The sequence below is a fragment of the Isoptericola sp. NPDC056578 genome (assembly GCF_042793275.1).
Lineage (GTDB): Bacteria > Actinomycetota > Actinomycetes > Actinomycetales > Cellulomonadaceae > Isoptericola.
In genome coordinates this window covers 1-22,142 of sequence record NZ_JBHTVC010000074.1, presented here as the reverse complement: position 1 = coordinate 22,142, position 22,142 = coordinate 1, and the positions used below count along the sequence as shown (strand labels likewise).

20 protein-coding genes and 1 pseudogene are annotated in these 22,142 nt (G+C 68.8%); 5 read left to right on the top strand and 16 right to left on the bottom strand.

Features of this window, described 5'->3' with window-relative positions:
- Positions 1-117: 117 nt before the first annotated feature.
- The 3 genes and pseudogenes from ACFQ80_RS20465 to ACFQ80_RS20455 form a co-directional block, all read left to right on the top strand.
- Positions 118-1,329: pseudogene (locus tag ACFQ80_RS20465) on the top strand (DUF6531 domain-containing protein); the annotation flags it as partial.
- Positions 1,330-1,746: 417 nt separating this feature from the next.
- Positions 1,747-7,107: an RHS repeat-associated core domain-containing protein gene (locus ACFQ80_RS20460; protein ID WP_430564952.1), complete on the top strand. Its 5,361-nt coding sequence runs from the start codon at positions 1,747-1,749 to the stop codon at positions 7,105-7,107.
- 105 nt (positions 7,108-7,212) lie between these two features.
- Positions 7,213-7,560 (top strand): hypothetical protein, encoded by a 348-nt coding sequence (locus ACFQ80_RS20455; RefSeq protein ID WP_430564951.1) that lies wholly within the window; start codon positions 7,213-7,215, stop codon positions 7,558-7,560.
- Positions 7,561-8,037: 477 nt separating this feature from the next.
- On the opposite strand, the gene ACFQ80_RS20450 is transcribed toward ACFQ80_RS20455, so the two are convergent.
- The 10 genes from ACFQ80_RS20450 to ACFQ80_RS20405 all read right to left on the bottom strand — a co-directional run bounded on the left by ACFQ80_RS20450 (position 8,038) and on the right by ACFQ80_RS20405 (position 15,903).
- The gene (locus ACFQ80_RS20450) at positions 8,038-8,268 is read right to left on the bottom strand and encodes a hypothetical protein (RefSeq protein ID WP_430564950.1); all 231 of its coding nucleotides are present in this window, start codon (positions 8,266-8,268) and stop codon (positions 8,038-8,040) included.
- Positions 8,269-8,335: 67 nt separating this feature from the next.
- Positions 8,336-8,701 (bottom strand): DUF3846 domain-containing protein, encoded by a 366-nt coding sequence (locus ACFQ80_RS20445; RefSeq protein ID WP_430564949.1) that lies wholly within the window; start codon positions 8,699-8,701, stop codon positions 8,336-8,338.
- 175 nt (positions 8,702-8,876) lie between these two features.
- Entirely contained in the window at positions 8,877-9,728 is an 852-nt protein-coding gene (locus tag ACFQ80_RS20440; RefSeq protein WP_430564948.1) for a DUF3560 domain-containing protein, read from the bottom strand.
- 182 nt (positions 9,729-9,910) lie between these two features.
- Positions 9,911-10,375, bottom strand: a complete 465-nt coding sequence (locus ACFQ80_RS20435; protein ID WP_430564947.1) for a hypothetical protein — start codon at positions 10,373-10,375, stop codon at positions 9,911-9,913.
- Entirely contained in the window at positions 10,372-10,641 is a 270-nt protein-coding gene (locus tag ACFQ80_RS20430) for a hypothetical protein (protein ID WP_430564946.1), read from the bottom strand. Before ACFQ80_RS20430 ends, ACFQ80_RS20435 begins: the two co-directional genes overlap by 4 nt.
- Before the next feature lie 168 nt (positions 10,642-10,809).
- Positions 10,810-12,123: an AAA family ATPase gene (locus ACFQ80_RS20425; RefSeq protein ID WP_430564945.1), complete on the bottom strand. Its 1,314-nt coding sequence runs from the start codon at positions 12,121-12,123 to the stop codon at positions 10,810-10,812.
- A 16-nt stretch (positions 12,124-12,139) separates the two neighbouring features.
- Complete coding sequence (locus ACFQ80_RS20420) at positions 12,140-13,312, bottom strand: hypothetical protein (RefSeq protein ID WP_430564944.1); 1,173 nt, start codon at positions 13,310-13,312, stop codon at positions 12,140-12,142.
- Positions 13,309-13,488 carry a hypothetical protein gene (locus ACFQ80_RS20415; RefSeq protein ID WP_430564943.1) on the bottom strand — a complete coding sequence of 60 codons (180 nt, stop codon included), beginning with the start codon at positions 13,486-13,488 and terminating at the stop codon, positions 13,309-13,311. Before ACFQ80_RS20415 ends, ACFQ80_RS20420 begins: the two co-directional genes overlap by 4 nt.
- A 64-nt stretch (positions 13,489-13,552) precedes the next feature.
- A complete protein-coding gene (locus tag ACFQ80_RS20410) occupies positions 13,553-14,803 on the bottom strand; it encodes a VWA-like domain-containing protein (RefSeq protein ID WP_430564942.1) in 1,251 nt (416 codons plus the stop codon).
- Entirely contained in the window at positions 14,800-15,903 is a 1,104-nt protein-coding gene (locus tag ACFQ80_RS20405; RefSeq protein WP_430564941.1) for an AAA family ATPase, read from the bottom strand. Before ACFQ80_RS20405 ends, ACFQ80_RS20410 begins: the two co-directional genes overlap by 4 nt.
- Positions 15,904-16,127: 224 nt before the next feature.
- On the opposite strand from ACFQ80_RS20405, the gene ACFQ80_RS20400 reads away from it, so the two are divergent.
- On the top strand, positions 16,128-16,997 hold the full coding sequence (locus ACFQ80_RS20400; RefSeq protein WP_430564940.1) for a hypothetical protein: 870 nt from the start codon (positions 16,128-16,130) through the stop codon (positions 16,995-16,997).
- A gap of 21 nt (positions 16,998-17,018) precedes the next feature.
- On the opposite strand, the gene ACFQ80_RS20395 is transcribed toward ACFQ80_RS20400, so the two are convergent.
- The gene (locus tag ACFQ80_RS20395; RefSeq protein WP_430564939.1) at positions 17,019-17,504 is read right to left on the bottom strand and encodes a hypothetical protein; all 486 of its coding nucleotides are present in this window, start codon (positions 17,502-17,504) and stop codon (positions 17,019-17,021) included.
- Between the two features lie 72 nt (positions 17,505-17,576).
- Positions 17,577-18,182: a hypothetical protein gene (locus tag ACFQ80_RS20390; protein ID WP_430564938.1), complete on the bottom strand. Its 606-nt coding sequence runs from the start codon at positions 18,180-18,182 to the stop codon at positions 17,577-17,579.
- 146 nt (positions 18,183-18,328) lie between these two features.
- Here ACFQ80_RS20390 and ACFQ80_RS20385 point away from each other — a divergent pair, with 146 nt between their 5' ends.
- Complete coding sequence (locus ACFQ80_RS20385) at positions 18,329-19,105, top strand: hypothetical protein (protein WP_430564937.1); 777 nt, start codon at positions 18,329-18,331, stop codon at positions 19,103-19,105.
- Between the two features lie 90 nt (positions 19,106-19,195).
- On the opposite strand, the gene ACFQ80_RS20380 is transcribed toward ACFQ80_RS20385, so the two are convergent.
- From ACFQ80_RS20380 to ACFQ80_RS20365, 4 genes are all read right to left on the bottom strand, one after another.
- Positions 19,196-19,705 (bottom strand): hypothetical protein, encoded by a 510-nt coding sequence (locus tag ACFQ80_RS20380; RefSeq protein ID WP_430564936.1) that lies wholly within the window; start codon positions 19,703-19,705, stop codon positions 19,196-19,198.
- 82 nt (positions 19,706-19,787) lie between these two features.
- The gene (locus ACFQ80_RS20375) at positions 19,788-20,492 is read right to left on the bottom strand and encodes a hypothetical protein (protein WP_430564935.1); all 705 of its coding nucleotides are present in this window, start codon (positions 20,490-20,492) and stop codon (positions 19,788-19,790) included.
- Between the two features lie 188 nt (positions 20,493-20,680).
- Positions 20,681-21,097, bottom strand: coding sequence for a hypothetical protein (locus ACFQ80_RS20370; protein ID WP_430564934.1), 417 nt, complete (start codon positions 21,095-21,097; stop codon positions 20,681-20,683).
- The gene (locus tag ACFQ80_RS20365; protein WP_430564933.1) at positions 21,094-21,975 is read right to left on the bottom strand and encodes a hypothetical protein; all 882 of its coding nucleotides are present in this window, start codon (positions 21,973-21,975) and stop codon (positions 21,094-21,096) included. Before ACFQ80_RS20365 ends, ACFQ80_RS20370 begins: the two co-directional genes overlap by 4 nt.
- Between the last annotated feature and the right edge of the window lie 167 nt (positions 21,976-22,142).

Below are 22,142 nucleotides of genomic sequence, written 5' to 3'. Positions count from 1 at the left end.
CCACACCCCCCAACCACCCCACCAAACCACCCCAAACCACCCCACTAGTACCCCACGCAACCATCACCCGATCACTGGCGTGGAACCGCTACCATCCCGCCCAGGTAGTCAACTCTGATGGCGCGGACAGCGAGGTTCCCCAAGATGCAAACAGCCGGCGACATGTTACGCAGCCACCAAAAAACCTCCTACCGAACAATCATCGCGGCGCTATCCGCAACGCTATTAATCTGTATCGGGCTCCCCCTCACGGCAGCACAACTCGGCCCCACCACCGCCGCCGCAACTGAGCTGGAGGGCGCTATTGACCGCAGCGTCACGGGAAGCAAAAGCATTAACTCATCCCAAAACTTGAGTGGCCTCAAAACTGGGACATTGAGCGCTTACACTCCCGCGAAACCATACACCTCGTACGCCTACACAAGTGCTCGCGGAGTGCAGGCTGCTCCGGCCGACAACGCAATAAACCTTGGGCTCACGCCAACCCTTACCGTAAATGTCATGTCCCCGGCCAAGGACATGTCGTACGTTCACAGATACACGGTTTGCAAAGTTTCGACTTCATCTCCCTCCTGTGCCGACGGGCAACAAGTAGCGGACTCAGGATGGACTTCCGCATCTTGGAAGATCCCCTCAGGTAAGCTCCAAGCCAACACGACATACCGTTGGGAAGTCTCTACCGCAGAAGATCTCGGCGAGAACCCCATCGGATCCATTGCCAACGACTGGCGGCTATTCTCTACCGGAGCCACCTTAACGAAACCTTCGTATAGCGCGAAGAGCGTCCAATCAGCGCCCGCAGACACGACGGTTCTCACCACGGCGCGACCCCAGCTCGCTGCATCCATCACCCGGCCACAAAGCGGCATCACCTACGTCTATCAGTTTTCGGTATGGGCCAAGGATGGGTCACTAGAGTGGACTTCTGCATGGGGGACTGCTAAGACAATCACGATTCCAGCGGCCATACTTGACTGGAACAAAGAATATATGTGGAGCGTATCGATCAAGGCACAAGGTGCCATCCTTGGAACGCTCTTCGACCCGAGCCGGTCCTTCTACGTAGTCGTCCCCCCATCCGCCAGCACCGGAGCAGAATCCGATGCCCCAATCGACAACGGCGTCAGCATTGCCGACGGTGCACTCACCATTGAGAGCACCGACGCATCCCTTCGTCTCCCCGGCGGCGACATCACCATCGGTCGCAAGTACCGCAGCGTCCAGAGCGCTGCGGGTGCTTTCGGTCTGGGCTGGACGTCGCTCCTCGACATGCGTGCAATCGAAGACACAGCGACGCGAACACTAAAAGTCACGTTCGCTGACGGTACTACTGAGACATTTGGAAGAAACGCCGATGGCACGTTCGCTCCTTCGCTCGGCACCTCGGGCGTTTCAGTAAGCCAATGCGCCGGTTGTACCTACTGGACCGTCACAACCGATGACGGATACTCGTATAACCTGGACTCGCGCGGACCTGTGAGCATTACAAATCCCGCCGGAATCGTGGCTTCCGTCACGCGGGATACAACTACATCCGCGCCTGTAAAGATTTCTGCATCAGGCCGAAGCCTCGACATTGCATGGTCCGGCGGTACGGTCAAGACAATCTCCTCAACCCCTTCCCCATCGGTTGGTGCTCGCTCTTGGACATATGACTACGCTAGTTCCCGACTAAGCCGAGTTTGCTCACCTCTTCAGGGCATTAAGCCTCACTGCAACGCATTCGAGTACGACGACCCCGCAAACATGGCTGCCGTAACGGCGGTCCTGTCACCTTCCGGCGTCGAGACGGCCTCGGTGAAGTACACGTCAGGTGGTGTAGTCACATCGGTCGTGAAGCCTGACCAGGCGCCCCGCACATTCGTGCGAAGAGAAACCGATCCCGGCTCAATGATCGTCGAAGTATCAGAAGGCGACAACGTTAACTTCACGCGCTACGAGCTCGACGCATCTGACAGGATCACACGTCAAGTGGATGCGCTTGGAGGAGTCCAGCGATGGGAGTACGACGACGCCGGTAGACTACTCAAGTTCTTCGATAAGACCGGAGGAGGCCTGGCCTTCGACTACGACTCTGTGGGCCACGTGGTACGGCGTAACACTTGGATCACCGCAGACACGTACACGTCGCAGTGCTACGAGTATTACGAGACCGACGATATCAAGAATGGCAAACTCCGTTCAGTCTACGATCCCCGATCACTACTTTCATGCGCTGAACCGCTTGTCTCTTTCGAGTACGATACCGAGGGCCGGCTCACCGGTGAGGTCATTGGCGCTGAGGCCGACGCAGAGGTCGCGGAGCGCACACGTTACAGCTACACCGAAGCCACGACTTCAGCGCCAAAGGGACAACTCGCAGAGATTGAGACTCCGTTCGGGGCCAAGACGACCTACCAGTATCGACCCGACGGATTACTCGCCAGCACTACAAATGCCGCTGGTCTGGAAACCGCCTACGCCTACGACACCCTTGGACGTGCTACGAGCGTGCGCACATCGGGTCCGGGTGTCGTGACCGGCACAACCGAGTTCACCTGGAACGACGACAACTCGGCGGCATCCATCATCGAGCCGCGCGCGCTCGACGCGTCGGGCTCCGAGCGGCAGCTGAAGCACGAGGTCGTTCGGGACACAGATGGGAACGTCACCGGGACGCGCGTTACCGACGTCATCAGTGGCGCGAAACTCCCCACAGGACGCGTGGTCTACGACTCGGCCGGGCGAGTAGTCACGAACATCCTCGCCGACGGCACCGAGCAGACACAAGCCTATGACCTGCACGGCCGTCCTTCGACCTTCGTCGACGCGTCAGGTAGTGTGAACCGAACAGAGTATGACGCGCTCAGTCGTCCGATTTCGACAACGGTCGTCGGATATTCTGACCCCGTCACCGGCGAGAATCGCGATGTTCTCCTCAACGAGGTTGAGTACGCCGCTTCCGGGCTGCCCGAGCGAGTCTACCAAGTCGGTGCGCCGGTGCGTCACTACACGTATCAGCTCGATGGGTCGCTCACGAAGATCACCGCGGACGGCGCAAGCGAGGACGAAGGAAGCATTGTTGAGTTTGAGGGTGCCTACGACGCGCTCGGCAACCTCGTCTCGCAAAGAACTCCAGCCGCCGCGAAGGCAGCCTCCCGCAGCTTCGACGCAGCTGGGCGGATCTTGGAGGAATGGACTCCTGCTGGCGTGCAGAACGCTTACACGTACAAGCCCAACGGTCTCACGGATTCAGTAACCTCATACTATGCAGGTGACGTGGTGGCGAATGAGCAGTTCGCGTATGACGCCGCCGGACGAGTCTCGTCCACCACGGAGGGATTCGGGGAAACTACATCGACATCTTGGTATTCCTACGACGCTGCCGGTCGCCTGACCCGATCAGTTGACCCGCGTGGCTCCGGAGTTGCCGACTCGGGCTGGTCGACAGAATACAGCTACGACGCACTGGGCGACCTGACGAGTGTCACCTATCCGACTGTTGCGGTGTCCGGGGAGGCAACGCGTCCCCGGCTCAAATATGCCTACGACGAGGTGGGACGCCTTGAAGCGATTGTCTCACCGAACGGCGGCCGTCAAGAGGTTGCCTACGACGAGGCGGGTCGAATTGCTGAGGCCCGTGAGCCCTCGATCAACCTGTCCGACGGCACCAGCCTTCAGCCCACGACTTCCTGGGAATATGACCCAGCCGGCCGCATAAGCGCGGAGACGCGCCCGGACGGCTCCACATCCCGATTCGAGTACGACGGTCTCGGGCGTGTCATTCGACGGCTCGACCCCCCGACCACCGGTGACGCGCCGCGAGCGTCGACCATCAGATGGTCGGACGCGGGTGAGCCCCTCGAGGCGATCGACGCCAGCGGTCGAAAGCGCACGTGGTCCTACGATGCCGCCGGGCGCGTGGCGACATCCACGGTCTGGGACCACGAAGACGCCTTCACAACGTCCTACGACTACGACGACGCTGGTCGCCTCGTGGAAACCACCGATCCCGGTGGCGGTGTGTCGTCAGTGGCGTATGACGGTCGAGGACTGCGAAGCTCGGCGACCGATGCTGACGGTGTCACTGCTACATATAGATATGACGCTCTCGGTAGGCCAACTCGCTTCTACACAGACCCGTGGTCCAGCACGATCGTCGAGTACAACGAACTTGGCCTTCCCGTAAAGACAAGCCGAGAAGACCTTGCAGGGACGGTGCTCGATGCAAGTACGTCCGCCTACGACAAGGCCGGGAACGTCACGTCGACCTCCGGGCCACTAGGAACCGGTACAGACTGGACCTGGGACGCGCTGAACAGGGTGACCAGTGAGAGTTACGCCAATGGTGACTCCTGGGCGCTGAGCTACAGCGACGACGGTGGACTCGAGAGCGTCACCGATCCGCTAGGCAATGCAACCAGGATCGAACGGGATGCACTGGGTAGACCCACCAAGGTCATCGAACCTTCCACCCCCGCGCACCCTGCCCTCGTCGACCGGACGTGGATCACGGCCTACGACATCGTAGGTAACCCGATTAGCGAGACCCAGCCCGGAGGCGTGTCGATCGAGCGTCAGTTCGACGTCGATGGCAATCTCCTGCACGAAGTAGGCTCGGGCGGAGGAGCCCTCCCGGCTGCGCGCACCTTCACCTACGACCCCGTGGGCCGCGTCCTGAGCGCGAGCCACCCGGACGGCGCGACCAACTTCGAGTACGACGGGCGTGGCCTACTCACGTCGTCAAGAGGAGGAGCCGGCGACTCGACCCTCGCATATGACGGGAATAGCCGACTCACCTCTTGGGCGGACGAGGCAGGTGAAGGCTCCGCCACATGGACGCCGGGAGGGCGCCTCAAGAGCATCCTGTCCGGCGGGAGTGAACGGAGGTTCGGCTACGACGAGTCCGGGAACCTCGAGAAAGAAACTGGCCCGGACTGGTCCCGGACCTACAGGCATGATCCGCTCGGTCGAGTCACCAATGTAGTCGCTACAGGACTTAACAGCCGGTATCAATGGTCGGGCGACTACGACCAGGCAGGCCGCCTCGTGGAGGAGACCATCGCGCCAGCACAAGCCGCTGGCGCCGGGACTACCACCTACCGGTACGACGACCTCTCACGCCTTGTCGGATGGACGGGGCCCGACGACGTCGCCCACAATCAGGAGTTCGACGAGGCCGGCAACCTCACCTCCATCGACACCCGGCAGTTCGTATATGACGAGCGGAACCGCCTCGTCTCCGAGGGAGAGACTGCATACACCTGGCAGGCGAACGGCGACCGGGCGACTGTGTCGCGCGATGACGTGGTCACGGATTACGAATTCGACGGACTCGGACGCTTGGCTTCCGTAGGCGGCGACGAGCTCAGTTACGACGCCCTCGGTCGCCTGGCCACGGACGGCACGAGCGAGTTCAAATACAGGGGCATGGACTCAGAACCGGTCGTGACTGGTTCGACCTCCTGGCAGCGCCTCGGCGCGAAAATCCTCTCATCCGAGGGTGACGTCGTCGTCCAGAACCAGCGCGGAGACCTCGTCGCCCGCGAGGACGCGACCGGCGGCCTGGCATCCAGCAATGACTACTCCCCCTGGGGATCATCACCCGGACTAGCCCGAACGCTCGGCTTCCAGGGCCAGTGGACAACCGACCAAGGCCTGGTCCACATGCAGTCGCGCTGGTATGACCCGGGCTCGAGCTCGTTCGTCTCGCGAGACTCGGCGAAGGTCCCCCTCAGGCAGGCAAACCGTTACGCGTACGCGGCGGGCAACCCCGTCACCGGCACCGACAGAACCGGACAATTCGCACCGCCCGTCCTCGTCGCACCTGTCCTCGCGCCCGCTGCCGCCGCCGCCGCAGCTAGCGGCCCACCCGGCTGGCTCATCGCCGGCGCCGCCGTCGGCACCGCAGCGGCCGGATACACCCTCTGGAACGCCTATCAATGGTCCCAGCAACCCGGTGTCCCCGAGTTTGACTACTCTCCAGGCACCTACACCTACTCCGGAGCCAGCCACGGCTACAGCAGCCCAGGCGCCGAACACAACTACTCGAGCTACCCCACCACCTACGGCGGCACCAGCTACAACTATTACGGCGGCACCAGTGGGGACTTCGGGTTCAACGGCATGAACTCCGGGCTCAACCAGATGATCTCCGGGGTCAACGGCGCGAACTCCGCGGTCAACGGCATGATCTCCGCGGTCAACGGCATGAACTCCGCGCTTGACCAGATGATCTACGGGATCAACGGCATGAACGCCGGGTTCAACCAGATGAACTCCGGGCTCAACGTCATGAACTCCGCACTCGACGGCATGATCTACGAGATCAACCGCCTTAACTCCGGTGTCGACCAGATGATCTCCGCGATCAACGGCATAAACTCCGCGCTCGACCAGATGATCTCCGCGGTCAACGGCATGCTCTACGGTATCGACCAGGTGATCTCCGGGCTCAACCAGATGAATTTTGCAATCCAGTCTATTCTGGACGGCTGGGCCGCGCAGGCGCAGGCTCGTGCGGAAGTGGATGCGACGCCCATCTATATTAGGTCGTCTCCTGGAGCTGGAGGATCACCGACCGGGACGTTCCCGCTGGATTCTGCAGAGATCTGCGCTCGAGCGGACGCGTCACTGTGTCAAGCAGTGAATGCCGGGACCAACGTCGGGCACGCGCCAGTCGATCTAAAGACCACGCTGGTCCCCCGCGCCTCGGCACCAGTAGACCCGGCAGGGATCACCGGCATTCGCCCCGCTCCGACGCACTACAGCGCGCCGCAGATCAACCAATCCGCCGCCTACGACTACCAGCGCCAGCACACCGGAATGCTCGAGTTCGAGGTGAGCGGCAACGGGGAGTCCATATGGGCCGACGGCGTCGACGGCTCCACGCTCGTTGACACCAAGTTCGTCACCAACCCCAAGAGCAGCCCATACACCGGAACAGGCCCGCGATTCCTTCAGGACGGCGTGCGGGAAGAACTACGGCGATATGGTGAGGTAATCGCGGACCCGCGCACGCCGTACGACAGCCTCGAACTCGTAACCAACGACGAATCCGCGGCAACATTTCTTGGCGAACTCCTGGAAGAGTATGATGTCCCCGGAAAGATAACGCTCGACCCCTAGAGCTGCGCGCGATCGCGGTCCGTGCGGGGTGGGCGGCAGCTAGCTGGGCATCTCCCAAATAGAAAGGTCCGAAGTGTGGGTACCGTAGTCGGTTTCGTTGACGACATGCCAGTCGACTTCATAATTCCCCGCGATGCAGTCGTCGCCGGACTACGCACATTGTGGCCGGGCGCCGAGATGCTTCCCGAGCGCAGCCAGATGCACGACGTGGGCTGTGTCTACCGCGGCACCGAACTGTGGGTCAGCCGCGGCGCATCAGGGCTCACGGTCGACGGAGACCTCGACTTCGGGTTCGAGGCTGTGACCTGGTTTCGATCCATCGTTCCTGACCACCTCGTCGTCATCGTCTCCGACCCCGACTACTCCTACTCGGCCGAAGTTCCACCGGGGGTCACCATCGATGCCCTCCGCACACTCGTCGCGAACAGTGGAGGCGCCATCACCGACGCCTGACTTGCCCGCGAACCGCTCATGTTCGACCATTCCACCACTCCCTGGGGACATGCGACCCTGGAGCGACGAATATCAAAACCCCAGCCAGGCTCGAATGAGGGCAGCCACCATGCGGTCCGCTCCGAGATTCCGCGCCACGCCGTCGTGATGGCCGTCGCGCTTGCTCTCGGGCTCCGGTGAGTGTTCTTCGACGCTAGCAGCGCCGCGGGGCCCAACGCGGTGGGTGTGGGGGGTATCCCCACACCCACCGCTGGCGTGTTCAACCGGGGAGGTGCTGGAGCCAGGCGCGCGCGGTGTTCCACGCGACGTCGACGAATGGCTCGCCGCGTCCATGCTCGGACCTCCGTCCGCACGACGGCCTGCCAGAACCCGTCCTCGGCCTGCCGGTAGTCGCCGGTGCGGGTGAAGCCACGGCGGGCGAGCACCTGGTCGGCGGCGGCGAAGACGTCGGGCGAGTAGCACCTGGGGGTCGGGTCTTCATCGGTCCTCGTCGCCGCGCATCGCTGCCAGGTTGGGGAAGCCGCGGATCGCGGTGCTGAACTCGGAGAGAGCGGCGCTCAGCTCGCGGTTCGCCTGGCCTAGCTCATCGTCGGCTTTGAGGTAGTCGTCGACGGCCGCCGCTGCGCGGTCGTTTCTGTCGGAGTACGCGGCCAAGTCGTCGGCGAGCGCGGCGATCTCTGTTGCGCCGGGTGCGGGCGTGGCGTCCATGCCCTGGGAAGGTGCGGGGAGGGGCGTCTGTGTGACGGGTTCTCGCGACATTGCTTGCCAACCGTTCTCAGAGGAGGGACGCGCGTCGAGCGTGGGCGGTCACAGCGGCCTGCATGAGGTGCCCGAGCGGGCGGGTCGCGCCGTCTTCGTCTGCGCCGCCGGTGAAGGCCGCGGGACCGAAGTAGGGCTGGTGGTCGTAGCCGAACTGGGCGGCGAGATACGAGGCAACGGGGTTGATCTGGTGGCTGGAGAGACCCTCGTCGTGCACCCACATGTCGAGGCCGTCCGCGAGGCGCACGACCTCGAGGTTTCCGCCGATGGTCTCGCGCAGATGGCGGTACACGCCCTCTTCGCCGGCGGGCCAGTCAGCGACGTGCAGCTCGCCGTCGACGTCGATGGTCACGGCACGGAATCGGGTGAGCGTCGTCAGCATGTCCCCTCCAGCGGGGTTCCGAAGGGCTGGTCAGGCCCCCGTGTGGTGGTTGGTGCTGGCGACGCTACCGCTGGGCGCCGACACTCGTGGGCGTTGTGGGCACCAGGCCCGGGGCATGGGGTAGCGACCGCGCCCTGGTGTCGCCGAGCGGCCCGATGACCGGGACCGCAGGCCGCTAGCGCCACCAGTCGAGCAGGTGGCGCAGGATGTGCAGCTCGAGGGCGTCTTGGTCGCGCTGGTGGCTGATGGCTTGGGCGACGCGGCTCATCGGGTCGCTTCGTGGTCGGCGGGGCGGTGGTCTCTGGCAGTCGCGTACGGCCTGCCAGTGGTCGATGTTGGCGCGCAGGAAGTCGATGGACTCGACCATGGCCAGGCGGCGGACGCTGTCGGGGTCGGCGCCGCGGCCGTCGTAGTGGGCGAGGTCGCGCTCTTCGCGGCGTAGCTGGGCGCCGAGGCGGTCGATCCGGCCCGCGACGACGGTCGGGGTGTTGCGGGTGTCCGTTGCGGCGGCGGCGATGGCTGCTGAGTCGCGGGCCTGGTGGGCGCGCTGCTGCTCCTCCACGCTGGCGGTGATACTGCGGCGGATGCGCTCGGCATCGCGCTCGGCGGAGGCCTGGGAGTGTTGCCCGATCAGGATGGGCTGGCCCTGCACGAAGCGGTGGGAGATCTGCTCGGCTCTGTCGTGGTGGGCGTCGGCCCGCTGCTGGGCCGCGTCCGCCTTCGCGGTGAGGCGCTGCGCCCGGTCCTGGGCGCGCTCGGCGCGGCGGGCCTCGGCGTCCTGGCGGTCGTCGATGGTGGCGTCGACGACGACGTCGACGTCGAACCCGGCGGCGCGCAGCGCGTCCGCGGTCCTGGCGATGAGGTGACGCTTGGGGGGCACGTCGCGGCTGCGGGGGATAAGCCAACTGGTGATCTGGCGGCTCCAGCGCCAGCCGAGCGCCTTGACGACGTCGCCGGAGCCGTCGCCTCGCGACGTGCCGTCCAGGATCGTGCCCTCGGCTTCGGTGTGCTCGATGGTGAGCGACATAGCCCCTCCCGGGCTTCGGGGTGGCTGGTCAGGCCACCGGTGGTTGGTGCTCATCACGCTACCGGCCTCCCCCGACAGATGACCGACGGGAGGGCGCCGTGGCGGGCGGCATGGGGTGCCCCGCCTGAGCGGCCGGCCGGCGGGTGCCCCACGGCCCTGCTGCGGGCCGTGCGCGGGGTCCGCTACCGGTAGTCGATGAGCTCGGGGTCGAAGTCGAGCTGGGCGGGGCAGCGGCCGCACTCGATGTAGGTGCCTTCTCCGCCCTCGGTCCAATCGGCCGATCCGTTGAACAGCGCGGTGATGCGCCCGTCGGGGTGCACGGTGGTGTGCCAGGTGCGTCCGTACCCGTCCTCAGCCAGGCGCCATTCGTGCTCGCCGTCCACAGCTTCAGGGCAGGGTTCGGTGCCCTTGGCGAGGGCGATCTCGGCGTCGTGCTCGTCGAGCAGGCGCAGGGCGCGGGTCAGTGCGGAGCGCACCGCGGCGGCGGAGCCGAACAGGACCGCGGGGTCGTCAGCGGCCAGCACGACCGCGATGTCGGTGGGGATCTTGTCGCTCGCCTCTTCGTCGTTCCAGGGCTCGCCACGCCGGCGCAGCGTGACGCCGAAGAACGGGTGGCCGGCATCGATCCACTCGACCTCCGCGGTCACGACGCGTCTCCCTTCGTGGTCACGACGACCTCGCCGAGGTCGCCTCGTCGAGCGGTCAGGCGTCCGCACTCGCAGCCCAGGGGGCCAAGGCCTGCCCACTCCCATCCTTCGACGTCGTCGGCGGTCACGGGCCGGACCTTGGCCCCGCTGGTCGTGTGGCCGGTGGTCGCGGCGGTCATGCCTGCGCAGTGCGTCTCGCCGCACACCCACCGGTCGTGCGCGAGGTAGATCCGCTGCGGGTCGAGCAGGGTGATGAACGTCGTCATCGGGGGCCTCCGTCGGCCTTCGGAGCGGGTGGTCGGCCCGCTAGGTGGTTGGTGCCTTCGACACTACCCACGCCTGCCGACACGAGGACGCCCTGAGCCTCCGGTGCGGGCGGCATGGGGTGCCCCGCACCCGGGGCCGGCGGGCTCGAGCTCGCCGGCCCCGGGGTCCTACAGTCCGAGCGTGTCCGCGAGTGCGAGGTGGGTGCTTGTGGCCGTCGTCGGGTCGGCAGCCCGGAGCACGGTGCGTGTGCTGGCGTCTGCGATCACGGTCAGGTGGGCGCGGTGGCGCGAGAGCATGACGCAGGTGCGTCCGAGGTCGGTGCCGAATCCGCTCGCCTCGCGGTATCCGGCCAGAGGGTGCAGGACGACGGCAGCGGGGCGCTCCATGCCCTGCAGTTGGTTGGCGGTGCCCACGAGGACGTCGGGCAGGTCAGACAGCATGGCGCGGATCGCGGCGGCTTGGCTGACGTGGGCGGTCACGACGGCGAGGTCCCCGGGGGTGACGGGTCGGGTGCCGGTATCCGTGGTGAGGGCCGTGGTGAGCAGGTCGCGGGTGGCGCTGGCACACGCGTTGGTGAGGGCGGGGTCGCCGGGGCCGGCGTTGGCGGTGACCGCGTGCCCGGTGATTTCCGGCAGGCGGTCGCCGTGGGCGTCGGTCAGGTGCTCAGGTGGGCGGCGGCTGGTGAAGGGCAGGTCGGGGTAGAACGCGGGCTGGATGAGGGCGGTGGTGTCGGGGCCGAGTCGCCAGGTGTGGCGCAGCGTCACCACGGAAACGGCGTCGCCGTGAGCGGCTCGCAGCGCGACGGGTGCGGGTACGTGCGGGCCGGTGGGCGAGTCGGCCCATCGTCGGGTCTGGCCGGTGACGACGGGATCGATCTGGCCGGGGTCCCCCACGCACACGACCTGGGCGGCGAACGCACCGAGAGCGCCGAGGTCGGCGTAGGTGGCCTGCCAGGCTTCGTCCACGATCATCACGTCGCAGGCGAGGTCGCGGGGATCGGCGTAGGTCCAGCGGGCCGTGGTGGCAATGATGACGCCGCCCCCGGAGTTCGGGTAGCGCACCGACCGGCCCTGGACGACGCGAGCCGCGCCACCCGGATCGAGGTCGGGGGCCGGTTGCTTGGCGGGCCACACGAGGCGGGCCGGGTAGTCGAGCGCGCCGAGTCGGCGGGCAATCTCTGCGGCTTGGTCGCGCGTCTGGGCCGCGATGCCCACTCGCAGGTCGGCACGGACCGCGAGCAAGGCCGCCAGCAGCGCCACGAGGCGCGTCTTGCCGGCACCGGGCGGTGAGGGCACCACGACAGCGGGGTCACCCGACCAGGCCGAGTGCAGCACGCCCGCCGTGGTCGGGTCGTCCAGGATCACGGCGGCAGGGTGCGGCGGCGGGGCCGCGAGCGCCGGGGCGGACGCGGGCGGCGGGCCTGGTGTGCTCGGTGGTGCAGGGTCGGGGGTGGCGGGTCGCAGCGTGGGGATGGTGCGCATGGGGTTGTTCCTTCCGTCAGGACGGTTCGGCACCGGCCACGAGGACGTCGAGGGGCACAGGGCGGCGTGTGGGAGTGGGGGTGCGGCCCGTGGTGAGCCAGGAGCGGCGTGCGCTGTACAGCGCCCGGTAGGTGCTTCGTCCGCGTCGTTGGAGGGAGGGGGACGGCGGGGAGGGCATGAGGGTCACGCGTGCGCCGTTGGGGGGTGCGCCGAGGCCAGTGGTGCCGGTGAGGCTGAGCACGAGGCGTCCGGCGCGGACGGTGGCGGTGTGGACCTGGGCGGTGAAGGGCAGGGCGTTGGTCGTGGTGGGGGTGCCGGTCCAGCCGGTGACGGTGTTGCCCGGTCGCAGGCGGGCGTCCATGCGGGTGCAGGTGACGTCGATGCGGCGTGACTTGTCGGGTTGGGGCTGGTGGGCGGTGCCGGTGACGACGTGGCCGGTGTGGCGGGCGCGGTCGCGGTAGAGGGGGTCGCTGAGCAGGGCGGCGGCGTACAGGTCGGCGGCGTCGCAGCGTGAGCGCAGGCCGAGGGCGGCGCGGGTGGTGGTGTCGCGGCGTCGCCAGTCGAAGCCGTCGCTGAGGGCGCTCTGTGCGGCTCCGTAGGACCATTCGTCGTCTTCGGAGAGGACGTCGAGCCATTGCAGGGGTTCGCCGTCGCTGAGGCGGGTGTGCAGGTCGAGCAGGCCGGTCGTGGAGTCGTCGGGGATGGTGAGCCAGCGTCGCCAGGTGGAGGGTTGGCGTTCGGCGGTGGGTGCTTCTCCGAGGGTCCAGCGAGTGCGGCAGGCGTCGAGCGTGTCCACGACGGCGCGGCCCCCGGGGAAGTCGGCCCGGTCGCGCCACCACGCGATGTGCGCGGCGACGGCGTCGTGCTCGGAGTCGGCGGGGGCGGTCAGGGCGATGGTGTGCAGCAGGGGAAGGGTGCGCGGGTCGTCGGTGACGAGCGTGGCGGGGGTGTCGGCGGCGAGGGTGACGCCGAGGGAGGCGAGCAGCTCGAAGGCATCGCGGCCCGTCGCGGTGCTCGCGGGGACGCCCGGTGCGGCGGCGGCGATGGTGACGGAGTCGCCGTCGCGGTGGGCGCGGACCGCGACCGGGCAGGGCGCGGCGGTGATGGGCGCGTGTGCGAGTCGGTCGGCCGGTCGGCGGGTGTGCGCGGCGTGCAGGCGTTGGCCGAGGTCGTACCACTCTGCGGTCATCGCGGGTCGCTCCCCTGGTCAGCGGCAGCGTGCCAGCCGTCTTGGATCGCCGCACCGAGTGCGTCGGGGGCGTCGGTGGCGCTGGCCGCGAGCGCCTGGGCGTCGTCGGGGGTGAGGTCGGTGCCGACGAGCAGGCGGGCGGTGTGGGCGTGCAGGGAGGGGTCGAGCGTGCTCATGGGTGGGCTCCCGTGTCGTGAGGGGTGGTCAGGCCCTCTGGTGGGTCGCTGGTGGTGCCGCTGGTTAGGCGGCGGGGTCGATGTGGACGGTGGTGGCCCACGGGGGTGTGCCGATGGGTGGGGTGGGGCGGATGACGGCGCACACGAGGTTGGCGCGGGTGGGGTGCTCGGGCCAGGGGGTGTCGCCGTCCGTGAGGACGATGACGACGTGCGGGGCGGGCGTCGCGTCTTCGGCGGCGGTGATGCCCACGCGCATGTCGGTGCCGCCGCCGCCGGTGAGGCGGACGCTGGTGGCCGAGCGCACGCGCTGGGCGGTGCCGGTGGCGGCGTCGCAGGACAGCAGGCGCAGGTGTTCGCGGGCCACGCCGGAGGATCGCAGGACGCCGGTCACCTCGCTCATGGCGGCGTCGAGGTCGGTTTGGCCCATGGAGCCGGAGGTGTCCACGACGATGGACACGATGACCGAGGGGGCGCGCATGGCGGGCTTGATGATGCCGGGCACGGTGCGTCGGGACGGGCGGGCGTAGGTGTAGTCCGTTCGGCCCGCACGGTCGGCCACGGCGCGGCGCACAGCGGCACGCAGCAGGCGGTCCCATGCGACGGTCGGCGGGGCGAGGACGTCGGCAGCCCACCGGGTCAGTCCGGCAGGGACCGAGCCGCGCCCCTTGGCGTGCTGGACGTCCTGGACGGCCTGGGCGACGCGGCGGCGCACGAGGTCGCCTTCGGCGGGGGTCAGGGGCGTGCCGGCGTCGTCGTCCAGTGCGACGTTCGCGGGCAGTTCGCCGGGCGCGGCCGGGCTCCCGGAGCCGGAGCCGCACCCGGGCGAGCCGTCGTCGGGCAGGTCGGGCGCGTTGCCGTCCAGGGGCACGAGGTGGGCGTAGTACGTCTCCGCGAGGTCGCCGTCCTGGCAGCCCAGCGCGCTCGGGGTGACGACCCCTTCGGGCAGCGGGACACCGGCGCTGAGCAGGTCGTCGTTGATTTCCGCGTCCCCGGCGAGGTTCCACGCGAGGTGGTTGCGCGGCGTGGGCAGGTTCCCGGCGCGCCCGGCGTGGTCGCGCAGCAGGTGGCCCGCTTCGTGCAGCAGCACCGCGCCCACGGTGGTGGAGTCCCACCGGTTCGGGCCGGTCAGCAGGTCGGGGTCCATGTACAGCCGCCAGGTGCCGTCCACGGCGAACGTCCCCAGCCCGGGTGCCGCGACCGGCGCGACGGCGAACAGCGCGTGCATGAAGTACGGGGCGTTCTCGGCGGCGACGAGGCGTCCGAGCCGGAACGCCTCGAACTCGTCGCCGTCCAGGGGTCGGACCGGGCCGCTCATGCCGCCACGCTCCCGGCCAGGCCCGCCGCCGCGAGCACGGGGGCGAACTTGTCGCGCACGGCGGCAGGGACGCGCGCGCTGGCCGGGCGGCAGGCCGCGAGCGGGCGGGCGGCGGCAGCGGAGACGTCGGGTGCGCCTGCCTCTGCGGCGGCGAGCAGCGGCCCCCATGCCTTGCGCCAGGCGTCGGCGGACCCGGCGCTGGCAGCCCACCCGACGACGGCGGACAGCACGGCCCACACGCGGTCCGGGCGTCCGGTCCAGTCCACGATCGACGGGTCATCGATGACGGCGGCGGGGTCGGGCAGGTCGGCCTGGTCCACCCAGGTCAGGAACTCGACCCCGACACCCTCGCCCACGAGGCCGAACGCGAGCGCCTGGCGGGCGGCGGCGTCGTCGTCGCGCACGTTGGCCAGCGCCGTGGCGAGCATCGCCCAGACGCGCCGCGAGGGCCACGGACCGCCCGTGCTCGCGGCGGCGCGGGGGAAGGTGTGCAGGTGCTCGGGCTTGTGCCGGATGAAGCCGGTCACGAGCGCCTTGACGGACTCGACACGGGTCGGGTCGGCGGTGATCGCCCGGGACGCCGGGGGCGCGGCCCAACCGGTCGTCATGCCGTCGAGCCAGTCGTCCACCGAGGGGCGGAACTCGACGTGGCAGAACCGGTTGGCCAGCGGCGGGCTCATCTCCCACCCGTCAGCGGCGCGGTCGGGCGGGTTCGCCCCGGCCACCACCCGCACCCCGGCAGGCAGGGTCAGGTCCCCCACCGTGCGGTCGAGCGCGACGGCGAGCATCGCGGCCTGCACGGCGGGCGGGCAGGTGGTCAGTTCGTCCAGGAACAGGTACCCGGCACCGGCAGTGGCCAGGTGCTGAGCCCACGCGGGCGGGGACAGCACCACGCCCCCGTCTGACACGACGGGCAGCCCGGCGACGTCGGCGGGCTCGCGGATCGAGCCGAGCACCGTCTCGCACGGCACCCCTTCGGCGGCAGCCAGGCCCCGCACGAGGCTGGACTTGCCCATGCCCGGGTCGGACAGCAGCAGCACCGGCACAGCGGCACGCCCGCAGGCGTCGATCACGGTCACGGTGGTAGCGAGGTCGCTCATGGGTCATGCTCCGTTCGAAAAGCGGCTGGTCAGGCCACCGGGTGGTTGGTACTGCCCACCGTTCCGCGTCACCGTGGACGTAGCAAGGGCGCTCGCCTCTTCCCCGGCACCCCATGCCGACGGTCCCGGCGTCACGACGCGCCGGGGCTAGCTCGGTGGGGCCGGGAGTTCCAGAAGAGCAACCTCGAGGTACCGGCCGGCGGTGGCGGACACAAGGAGGTCCGATGAGGCGATCGAAGTTGAACCGGGTGCGGGCGCCGCAGCAGGTGAAGCGGCACCCCGAGGAACTGTTCCGGGGGTATCTCGAGTCGTCTCCGCTACCGGCGGTCCGTTGGGTCGTCGACGCCGAGTGGGAGTACATGACGGGTGAGAATTACGTCGAGCTCGAGGACGGGTTCACGGATCCGGCGGTGCCTTTGGCGCTCGTCGATGCGTACGTCCGCGCAGACCGCGTGCGACGCTTCCGCGCGCGGTCTGGCTTCTTACCCCACGGACTCGACGATCCTGAAGGTGCGGCGTGGCTGGACCAGATGAGACGAGCCGCGTCGGGGATGCCGAATCGGTCCGGGATCGTGTGGAGCCGCGAGCTGCAATGGCTCATGGACACGGTCATCCCCGGCTGGCTGGACACTGGGCCGTCCTTCGTCCGGGACGATGTCCGCTTTCGCGCCCGTGCGACGGAGGTGGCTGCGTACCGGAAGCGCCACGGCGAGCTGCCGATGGCAGACGACCTCGGCATGTGGCTCCGGGCCACGCGTTTGTCCGCGCACGGGAAAGGTAGGGCGAAGTGGTCGCCCGAGAGGCAGCGCATCATGGACGACCTGGTTCCTGGATGGCAGGAGTCCACTGCGGCACCGCGGATCTCCTCTGACACGATCCGAACCAGAGCAGAGCAGATCGCCAGCTACCGCGAGGCCTTCGGACGGTTCCCCCCGAGCAACGCGCACGACCCGCAGATCAAGAGCCTCGGTACCTGGCTTGTGACGGTCAGGCGGTCGGCCCGCGGCGCGGGTTCTCTTAGGTGGTGCGACGAGTGGCAGCAGATCATGGACGAGGTCGTCCCGGGCTGGCAGAGCGCCTCACGAAAGAGCTGACGACGGCGCGGGTCTCCCGTCTCAGGTGCGCAAGTTGTCGACGATCGTCCCGACGGCGTCCGGGACGCTGCTGGCCGGCAGGGCGATGCTCAGCGCGTTCCACTCGTCGTCGGTGAGCTCCCGTCCAGCCCAGGTGTCGGCCTGCTCCCGGGAGACGAGGCCGACGCCGGCGCCAGTGCCCGGGTCGCCGTCGTAGATGGGTGCGTCGTTGAGGTTGATCCGTACTCGGTGGCCGTTGGGGGCGTCGACCTGCACGACGGGGACCTGGTCGATCTCGCCGTGGTAGGTCACTACCTCGACCTGGTCGATGTCGAGGGCCGCGGAGATCTCGTGTACGTCGAGCTGCACGGTCACCCCCCGGGACTCGGCAGCTCTGACGGCGTCGAGCTCCTCGGGGTCTATGTCGTAGGTGTCACGCAACGCGGCGAGCGCCGCCCCGCGCGAGGTGTGGATCGTGGTCGCGAGGCCGTTGTCGGGGTCGCGTGTGGCCAGGGTCGTCAGCTGCACGGTCGTCTCCATCTCGTCTCGTGCCGTGGCCGGCGCCGCGAGCGCCATGGTGGGCTCGCGGCGCCGGCGCGGTCAGGCTGCTTCGCGGACGGGCACGATGAGGGCGCGGAAGCGGTCGCCGATGTAGGCGCGCACGGGGAGCGTGGGGTCCTGGAACTCGAACCGCACGGTGGCACCGTGGCGCTGGAGGACGGTGGCGCGCTTGCCGAGCTCGCCGTCCTTGTACGGGACCACCTTCGCCAGGCGGGCCAGGAGTGCGGGGTTGAACAGGACGTGGTCGACCTCGCCGGAAGCCTCGGCGCGGTCCCACAGGCGCGAGACCGCGGGGTACTCCCCCGCCACGCTCACGAACGTCCAGCTGCCGCCGTCGGGGTAGGTGAGCGTGACCTTCTCGTCCTCGACGCGCACCGCGGTGGGGTCACCGTTCTTGACGAGGGTCGCGACGTCGTCTCGACCCACCAGGAACGCGCTCCAGCCCTCCGGGTCGGGCGGCGTATCGCCTCCGAACGTCTGCTCCCCGATCATGAAGCGGTCCGTCGCGGTCGCGATGTTCACGTTCCGCTCCGAGTCCCACCGCACCTGCACTGCCTTGATCACGTCTCCGTCCAGCTTGGCGCTGGACATGAACAGCGCCGCCGACTGCACCGCGTGCGCGAAGCCCTGCCACTGCGAGCTCATAAGTCCTCCCGGACTCTCGAGGCGGATGGTCAGTCCGCCGTTTGGTTGGTGCCTTCGACACTACCCACGGCCACCGACTCCCGGGAGGGGTCCAGGCGCCGTGACGGGCTCTGTGCGGCGCACCTGGCGCCCGCTAATCTCGGGCGATGAGGTACGAGACGAACGTCCCCGAGGGGCTCCACCTCGGGGACTCGGACACGGACCCTGGCGCGAAGTCGGGGCTGTTGTTCGACGAGAGCAACCGGCTGGTCGGGCAGGCGACGTGGCGACCCGTCGAGGACCCGCCGCCGGTCGAGGAGCCGTGGGCTGACTCGTTCGTGAACGCCCACGACGCCCGCACCCAGGAGCAGCGCGAAGCAGATGCGGAACTAGCCGACCGGATCGCCGAACTGGTGGTCACGCTGGCCGTCGTGAGAGCGGTCGCTGCGGCTCCGCGCGTGAAGCGGTTCTGGAGCATGTCCCTTGGGCCGAGGCTCAGGGCGCTGCGGGAGCGGTTGTCGTCGATCCGGTTACCGCGGTTGACGGCCGATGCGACGAGCGCGAACCGCGTGCGGCAGCTGGAGGAAGTAGGCAGCGTCGTGAGCTCCGAGCTCGCCGCCGTGGAGCCCGAGCCAGCCCTGGCGATGACGAAGGCCGAGTGGGACGCACGGGTGGCGGCCATGCTCGCAGCGGAGGCATTCCGCGACGAGCAGTTCGACATTCTGCGACGCGCCACGGTCGTCGACCCGAAGATGATCGTCGTCGGCGATGACCCGGACGAGAGGCTGACACCTCGCGACTTCGTAGTCCACGTGCAGCGCGCGCTGGGAGCCGCCGGCCCGGCAGCGCTGGACGACAGCCTGTACGCCGCACTGGTCGACGCAGCTCTCCAGGACGAGCCGACCACCGAGTCGGCGAAGCGGATTGGCCCTGCAGAGAGGTAGCCGACAACACGCTGAGGTCCCCGGTTCATTGGGCATGGGGTGCTGCTCTGGTGCCGGCAGCCCACGGGATCGTGGGCTGCCGGCACGCTGTCAGTCAGCGGCGGCGTTTGCGGCGGCGAGGGCGGCGATGTCGATCTGGCCGGCATACGCCACGCCCGGGATGGTGCGCGGCTCCGTGCCGTCCCGGTCCCCGTGGACCGCGGGGTCCGGCGCGGTCCAGTACCGGCCGCACTCGGCGCACAGCAGGTGCGTCGGCTCGGGCGTGCCCTGGCGACGCGACACGTACCCGCCGTCCGCGTCGGCGGGGAGGAAGCCGCCGCACTCGACGTCGTTGCCGCACGGGCACACGGGCGCGTCGAACCATCCGCCGGCGAACGTGAGCACGCGGGCGGCGACGACGGCGCGGGCCTGGTCCAGGACGGCCAGGACCTCGACGTCCGTGCCCTCGACCACGATGTGCTGCTCCGAGCCGTCGCACGTGAGCACCAGTTCCGGGACGTTCAGGGTGTCGTCCTCGTACTCGTCGCCGCCGTACTGGTCGGGCGTGAGGTAGGCGGCGGTGGTGCGGGAGGCGGAGATTCCGGCGAGGCGGTAGCCCACGGTCGGGCTCCTTTCGGTTGCAGCGTGGTGGGGTTGAAGGGTGTCCGGCCGCCGCTTGCGGCGCGGGCGGGCGGGCGGGCGGTCAGAGGGTGCGGAGGAAGTCGTTCGGCGCGAGGGTCAGCGGCTCCCCCTCGGCGGTCCACACGGTCACGTCCTCGCCGGTCGGCAGGCTGTATCGGTCCCGGGGGACGGCGATGCCAGTCACCACGGTGGGGCGACCGTCCGGGCGGACGACGGTCTGCCCCAGGGCGAGGGTGTGCGCACGCGTCACGGCGACGCCGTTGTACGTGGCGCCCACGGACCCGGTGACGCGGGCGTGCGCGATGGCGGCGGCAATGTCGCCGGCGTCGTCGTCGCTGCCGACGCCGGTGTGGTCCGGGTCGGCCAGGTCGATGAGCACGGTCACGGCGTCTGCGGGCTCGGTCCGGTCCGTCAGCACCTGGACGTCGGTCGCGTCGTCCTCGGTGAAGCCATCGATGAGCAGCGCGTGGCACTGGGCGTGGTCGGCGGCGGCCAGGCTCGGGTACGGGCCGACGTGCAGGCTCGGGGAGTGCTCGCGCTCAACGAGAATCCAGTGCCCGTCGTGCGTGGCCTCGACGCCGGCGCCAGGCGCGGCGGCGGTGTCCATGCACACGTGGCCTTCGGCGACGGACAGAAGCACCTCGATGCTGTCGCCGTGCTCGACGTCGCACAGCACGCTCTCGCACGCGGTGCAGGTGAGTTCGAGGTCGGTCTTCACGGGGTCGTCGGAGCGTCGGGCCTCGAAGTGGCTCGGGGTGAGGGTCATGGTGCGGTCCTTCCGGTGAAGCTTGGGCGGGGTGGTACGCCGGTCGCTGGCGGCGCGGGGTCGCGCTCGGGGTGCCAGGCCCGCCCGGGAGGGGTGGGCCGGGCCCGTTGGTCACTCGCCGGGGACCCGGCCCGAGCGGTACGCGTTGTGCAGGCAGGACCCGCTCATGCCGGCGCCCAGGTCACTGGTCAGCGGGTCGGCGCCTGCTCGCCGTCGGCCAGGGCCTGCCGCTGCTCGTTCAGGCGGGCGCCGCACTCGCACCACGTGCTCTCGTCGGTGCCGGGGACCACGGGGTACTCGTGGTCGCCGCACTCGCAGGTGAACGTCTCCGGCTCGTCGTCCACGTCGGCGTCGTCCAGGGCGGCGTACCCGGCGGCGAGGGTTCCGGCCAGGCGCTGGCTCACCCCGTCGGCGCATACGCACGACACGGTGCCATCGGTGAGGTAGCCGTCACCCTGCTCGATGGGGTCGGTGCTGTTCCGGGCGTGGGTCTCGGCGTTCCACTCGGCGATGTTCTCGACGGCGCAGCCGACGGCGTGGGCGTAGCAGGTCGCTGTGTGCCGAGCGCGGATGGAGGGTGTGGGGGTGCTCGTGGTGTGCGTCATCGCGGGGTGCTCCGCTCTTCGAGATGGCTGGTCAGGCCATCGGGTGGTTTGGTGCTCACGACACTACCGACCGCTGCGAGCGATTCGGACCCCGTGGCGGGCGGCATGGGGTGCCCCGGCACGGGTGAGGCACCGGCGTCCGATGCCTCACCCGCTCGAGCTCGCCGGATTCGGTGGTACCGCTCGGAGGAGGTCCGGTCGAGGTCGGACGAATTGAGATGTGCCCAGACGTCATCACGCTCGAGGTCGTTGATCGCGTCGTCGACGCTCTCGGCGTTGCGGGTGATGTAGAGGGTCGCGGTGACTTCGACGCGCAGGTCGTAGTCGCGGGTGCGTCGGCGCATCCCGTGCTCCTCCATGAACTCGTCGAACCGCTCGCACAGGGCGTTGTCGTTGGCGTACGTGTGCGCCTCATCGGTGAGCCGCTCGATCCACTCGGCTCGGTCTGCTGCTGCAGCCTGCTGGGCTCGGCGCTGGTTCGAGATTGCCGTCATCGCCGCGCGCATACCCGGCTCGGGCGGGCCGGTCACGATCTTGCGGGCGTCGAGCTCGGCGATGGCATGCTGCCCGGAATAGACGTCCCCACTCGGGGAGACCCACACCGTCCAGAGGTTCCCCTCGCGTAGCGCTACGGCCCCGGTGAGGGCCGTGTCGGTCCCGACCCACACGCGCGGGTCGCCGTTCACGGTGACCGGCTCCCCTGGCGTGGGCAGGACCACGACCCCGCCGGCGGCGAGCGCCCGGCCCGGCTCGTGCTCGACGTACAGGGTGTCGCCGTCCACGCGGGTGACGGTCGTCAGTTGCCCGTTCGCTATGGCCTGCCGGCCCTCCAGGGCCAGGGCGGTGGTGGGCGCGTCGATGGTGCTGGTCTCGGACATGACGGTTCTCCGTCCGTCCGTTCGGGGTGGCTGGTCAGGCCACCGATTTGGTTGGTGCTTCGACGCTATCGGCGCTCGCCGGCGGGCGACAGCCCCGCCCCAGCTGCACCGGGCACCCCATGCCCGCTGCCTCAGTAGCAGCGCGCCGGCCCCGTGGTGGACGGGGC

What these genes read in the sequence shown, in the direction of transcription:
- ACFQ80_RS20400 (WP_430564940.1), top strand. Translation starts at nt 16,128, where the DNA reads ATGAGGCGATCGAAGTTGAACCGGGTGCGGGCGCCGCAGCAGGTGAAG.
- ACFQ80_RS20405 (WP_430564941.1), bottom strand. Translation starts at nt 15,903, where the DNA reads ATGAGCGACCTCGCTACCACCGTGACCGTGATCGACGCCTGCGGGCGT.
- ACFQ80_RS20365 (WP_430564933.1), bottom strand. Translation starts at nt 21,975, where the DNA reads ATGTCCGAGACCAGCACCATCGACGCGCCCACCACCGCCCTGGCCCTG.
- ACFQ80_RS20440 (WP_430564948.1), bottom strand. Translation starts at nt 9,728, where the DNA reads ATGTCGCTCACCATCGAGCACACCGAAGCCGAGGGCACGATCCTGGAC.
- ACFQ80_RS20410 (WP_430564942.1), bottom strand. Translation starts at nt 14,803, where the DNA reads ATGAGCGGCCCGGTCCGACCCCTGGACGGCGACGAGTTCGAGGCGTTC.
- ACFQ80_RS20375 (WP_430564935.1), bottom strand. Translation starts at nt 20,492, where the DNA reads ATGACCCTCACCCCGAGCCACTTCGAGGCCCGACGCTCCGACGACCCC.
- ACFQ80_RS20460 (WP_430564952.1), top strand. Translation starts at nt 1,747, where the DNA reads ATGGCTGCCGTAACGGCGGTCCTGTCACCTTCCGGCGTCGAGACGGCC.
- ACFQ80_RS20415 (WP_430564943.1), bottom strand. Translation starts at nt 13,488, where the DNA reads ATGAGCACGCTCGACCCCTCCCTGCACGCCCACACCGCCCGCCTGCTC.
- ACFQ80_RS20450 (WP_430564950.1), bottom strand. Translation starts at nt 8,268, where the DNA reads ATGGACGCCACGCCCGCACCCGGCGCAACAGAGATCGCCGCGCTCGCC.
- ACFQ80_RS20370 (WP_430564934.1), bottom strand. Translation starts at nt 21,097, where the DNA reads ATGACGCACACCACGAGCACCCCCACACCCTCCATCCGCGCTCGGCAC.
- ACFQ80_RS20430 (WP_430564946.1), bottom strand. Translation starts at nt 10,641, where the DNA reads ATGACGACGTTCATCACCCTGCTCGACCCGCAGCGGATCTACCTCGCG.
- ACFQ80_RS20445 (WP_430564949.1), bottom strand. Translation starts at nt 8,701, where the DNA reads ATGCTGACGACGCTCACCCGATTCCGTGCCGTGACCATCGACGTCGAC.
- ACFQ80_RS20390 (WP_430564938.1), bottom strand. Translation starts at nt 18,182, where the DNA reads ATGAGCTCGCAGTGGCAGGGCTTCGCGCACGCGGTGCAGTCGGCGGCG.
- ACFQ80_RS20385 (WP_430564937.1), top strand. Translation starts at nt 18,329, where the DNA reads ATGAGGTACGAGACGAACGTCCCCGAGGGGCTCCACCTCGGGGACTCG.
- ACFQ80_RS20455 (WP_430564951.1), top strand. Translation starts at nt 7,213, where the DNA reads ATGCCAGTCGACTTCATAATTCCCCGCGATGCAGTCGTCGCCGGACTA.
- ACFQ80_RS20420 (WP_430564944.1), bottom strand. Translation starts at nt 13,312, where the DNA reads ATGACCGCAGAGTGGTACGACCTCGGCCAACGCCTGCACGCCGCGCAC.
- ACFQ80_RS20425 (WP_430564945.1), bottom strand. Translation starts at nt 12,123, where the DNA reads ATGCGCACCATCCCCACGCTGCGACCCGCCACCCCCGACCCTGCACCA.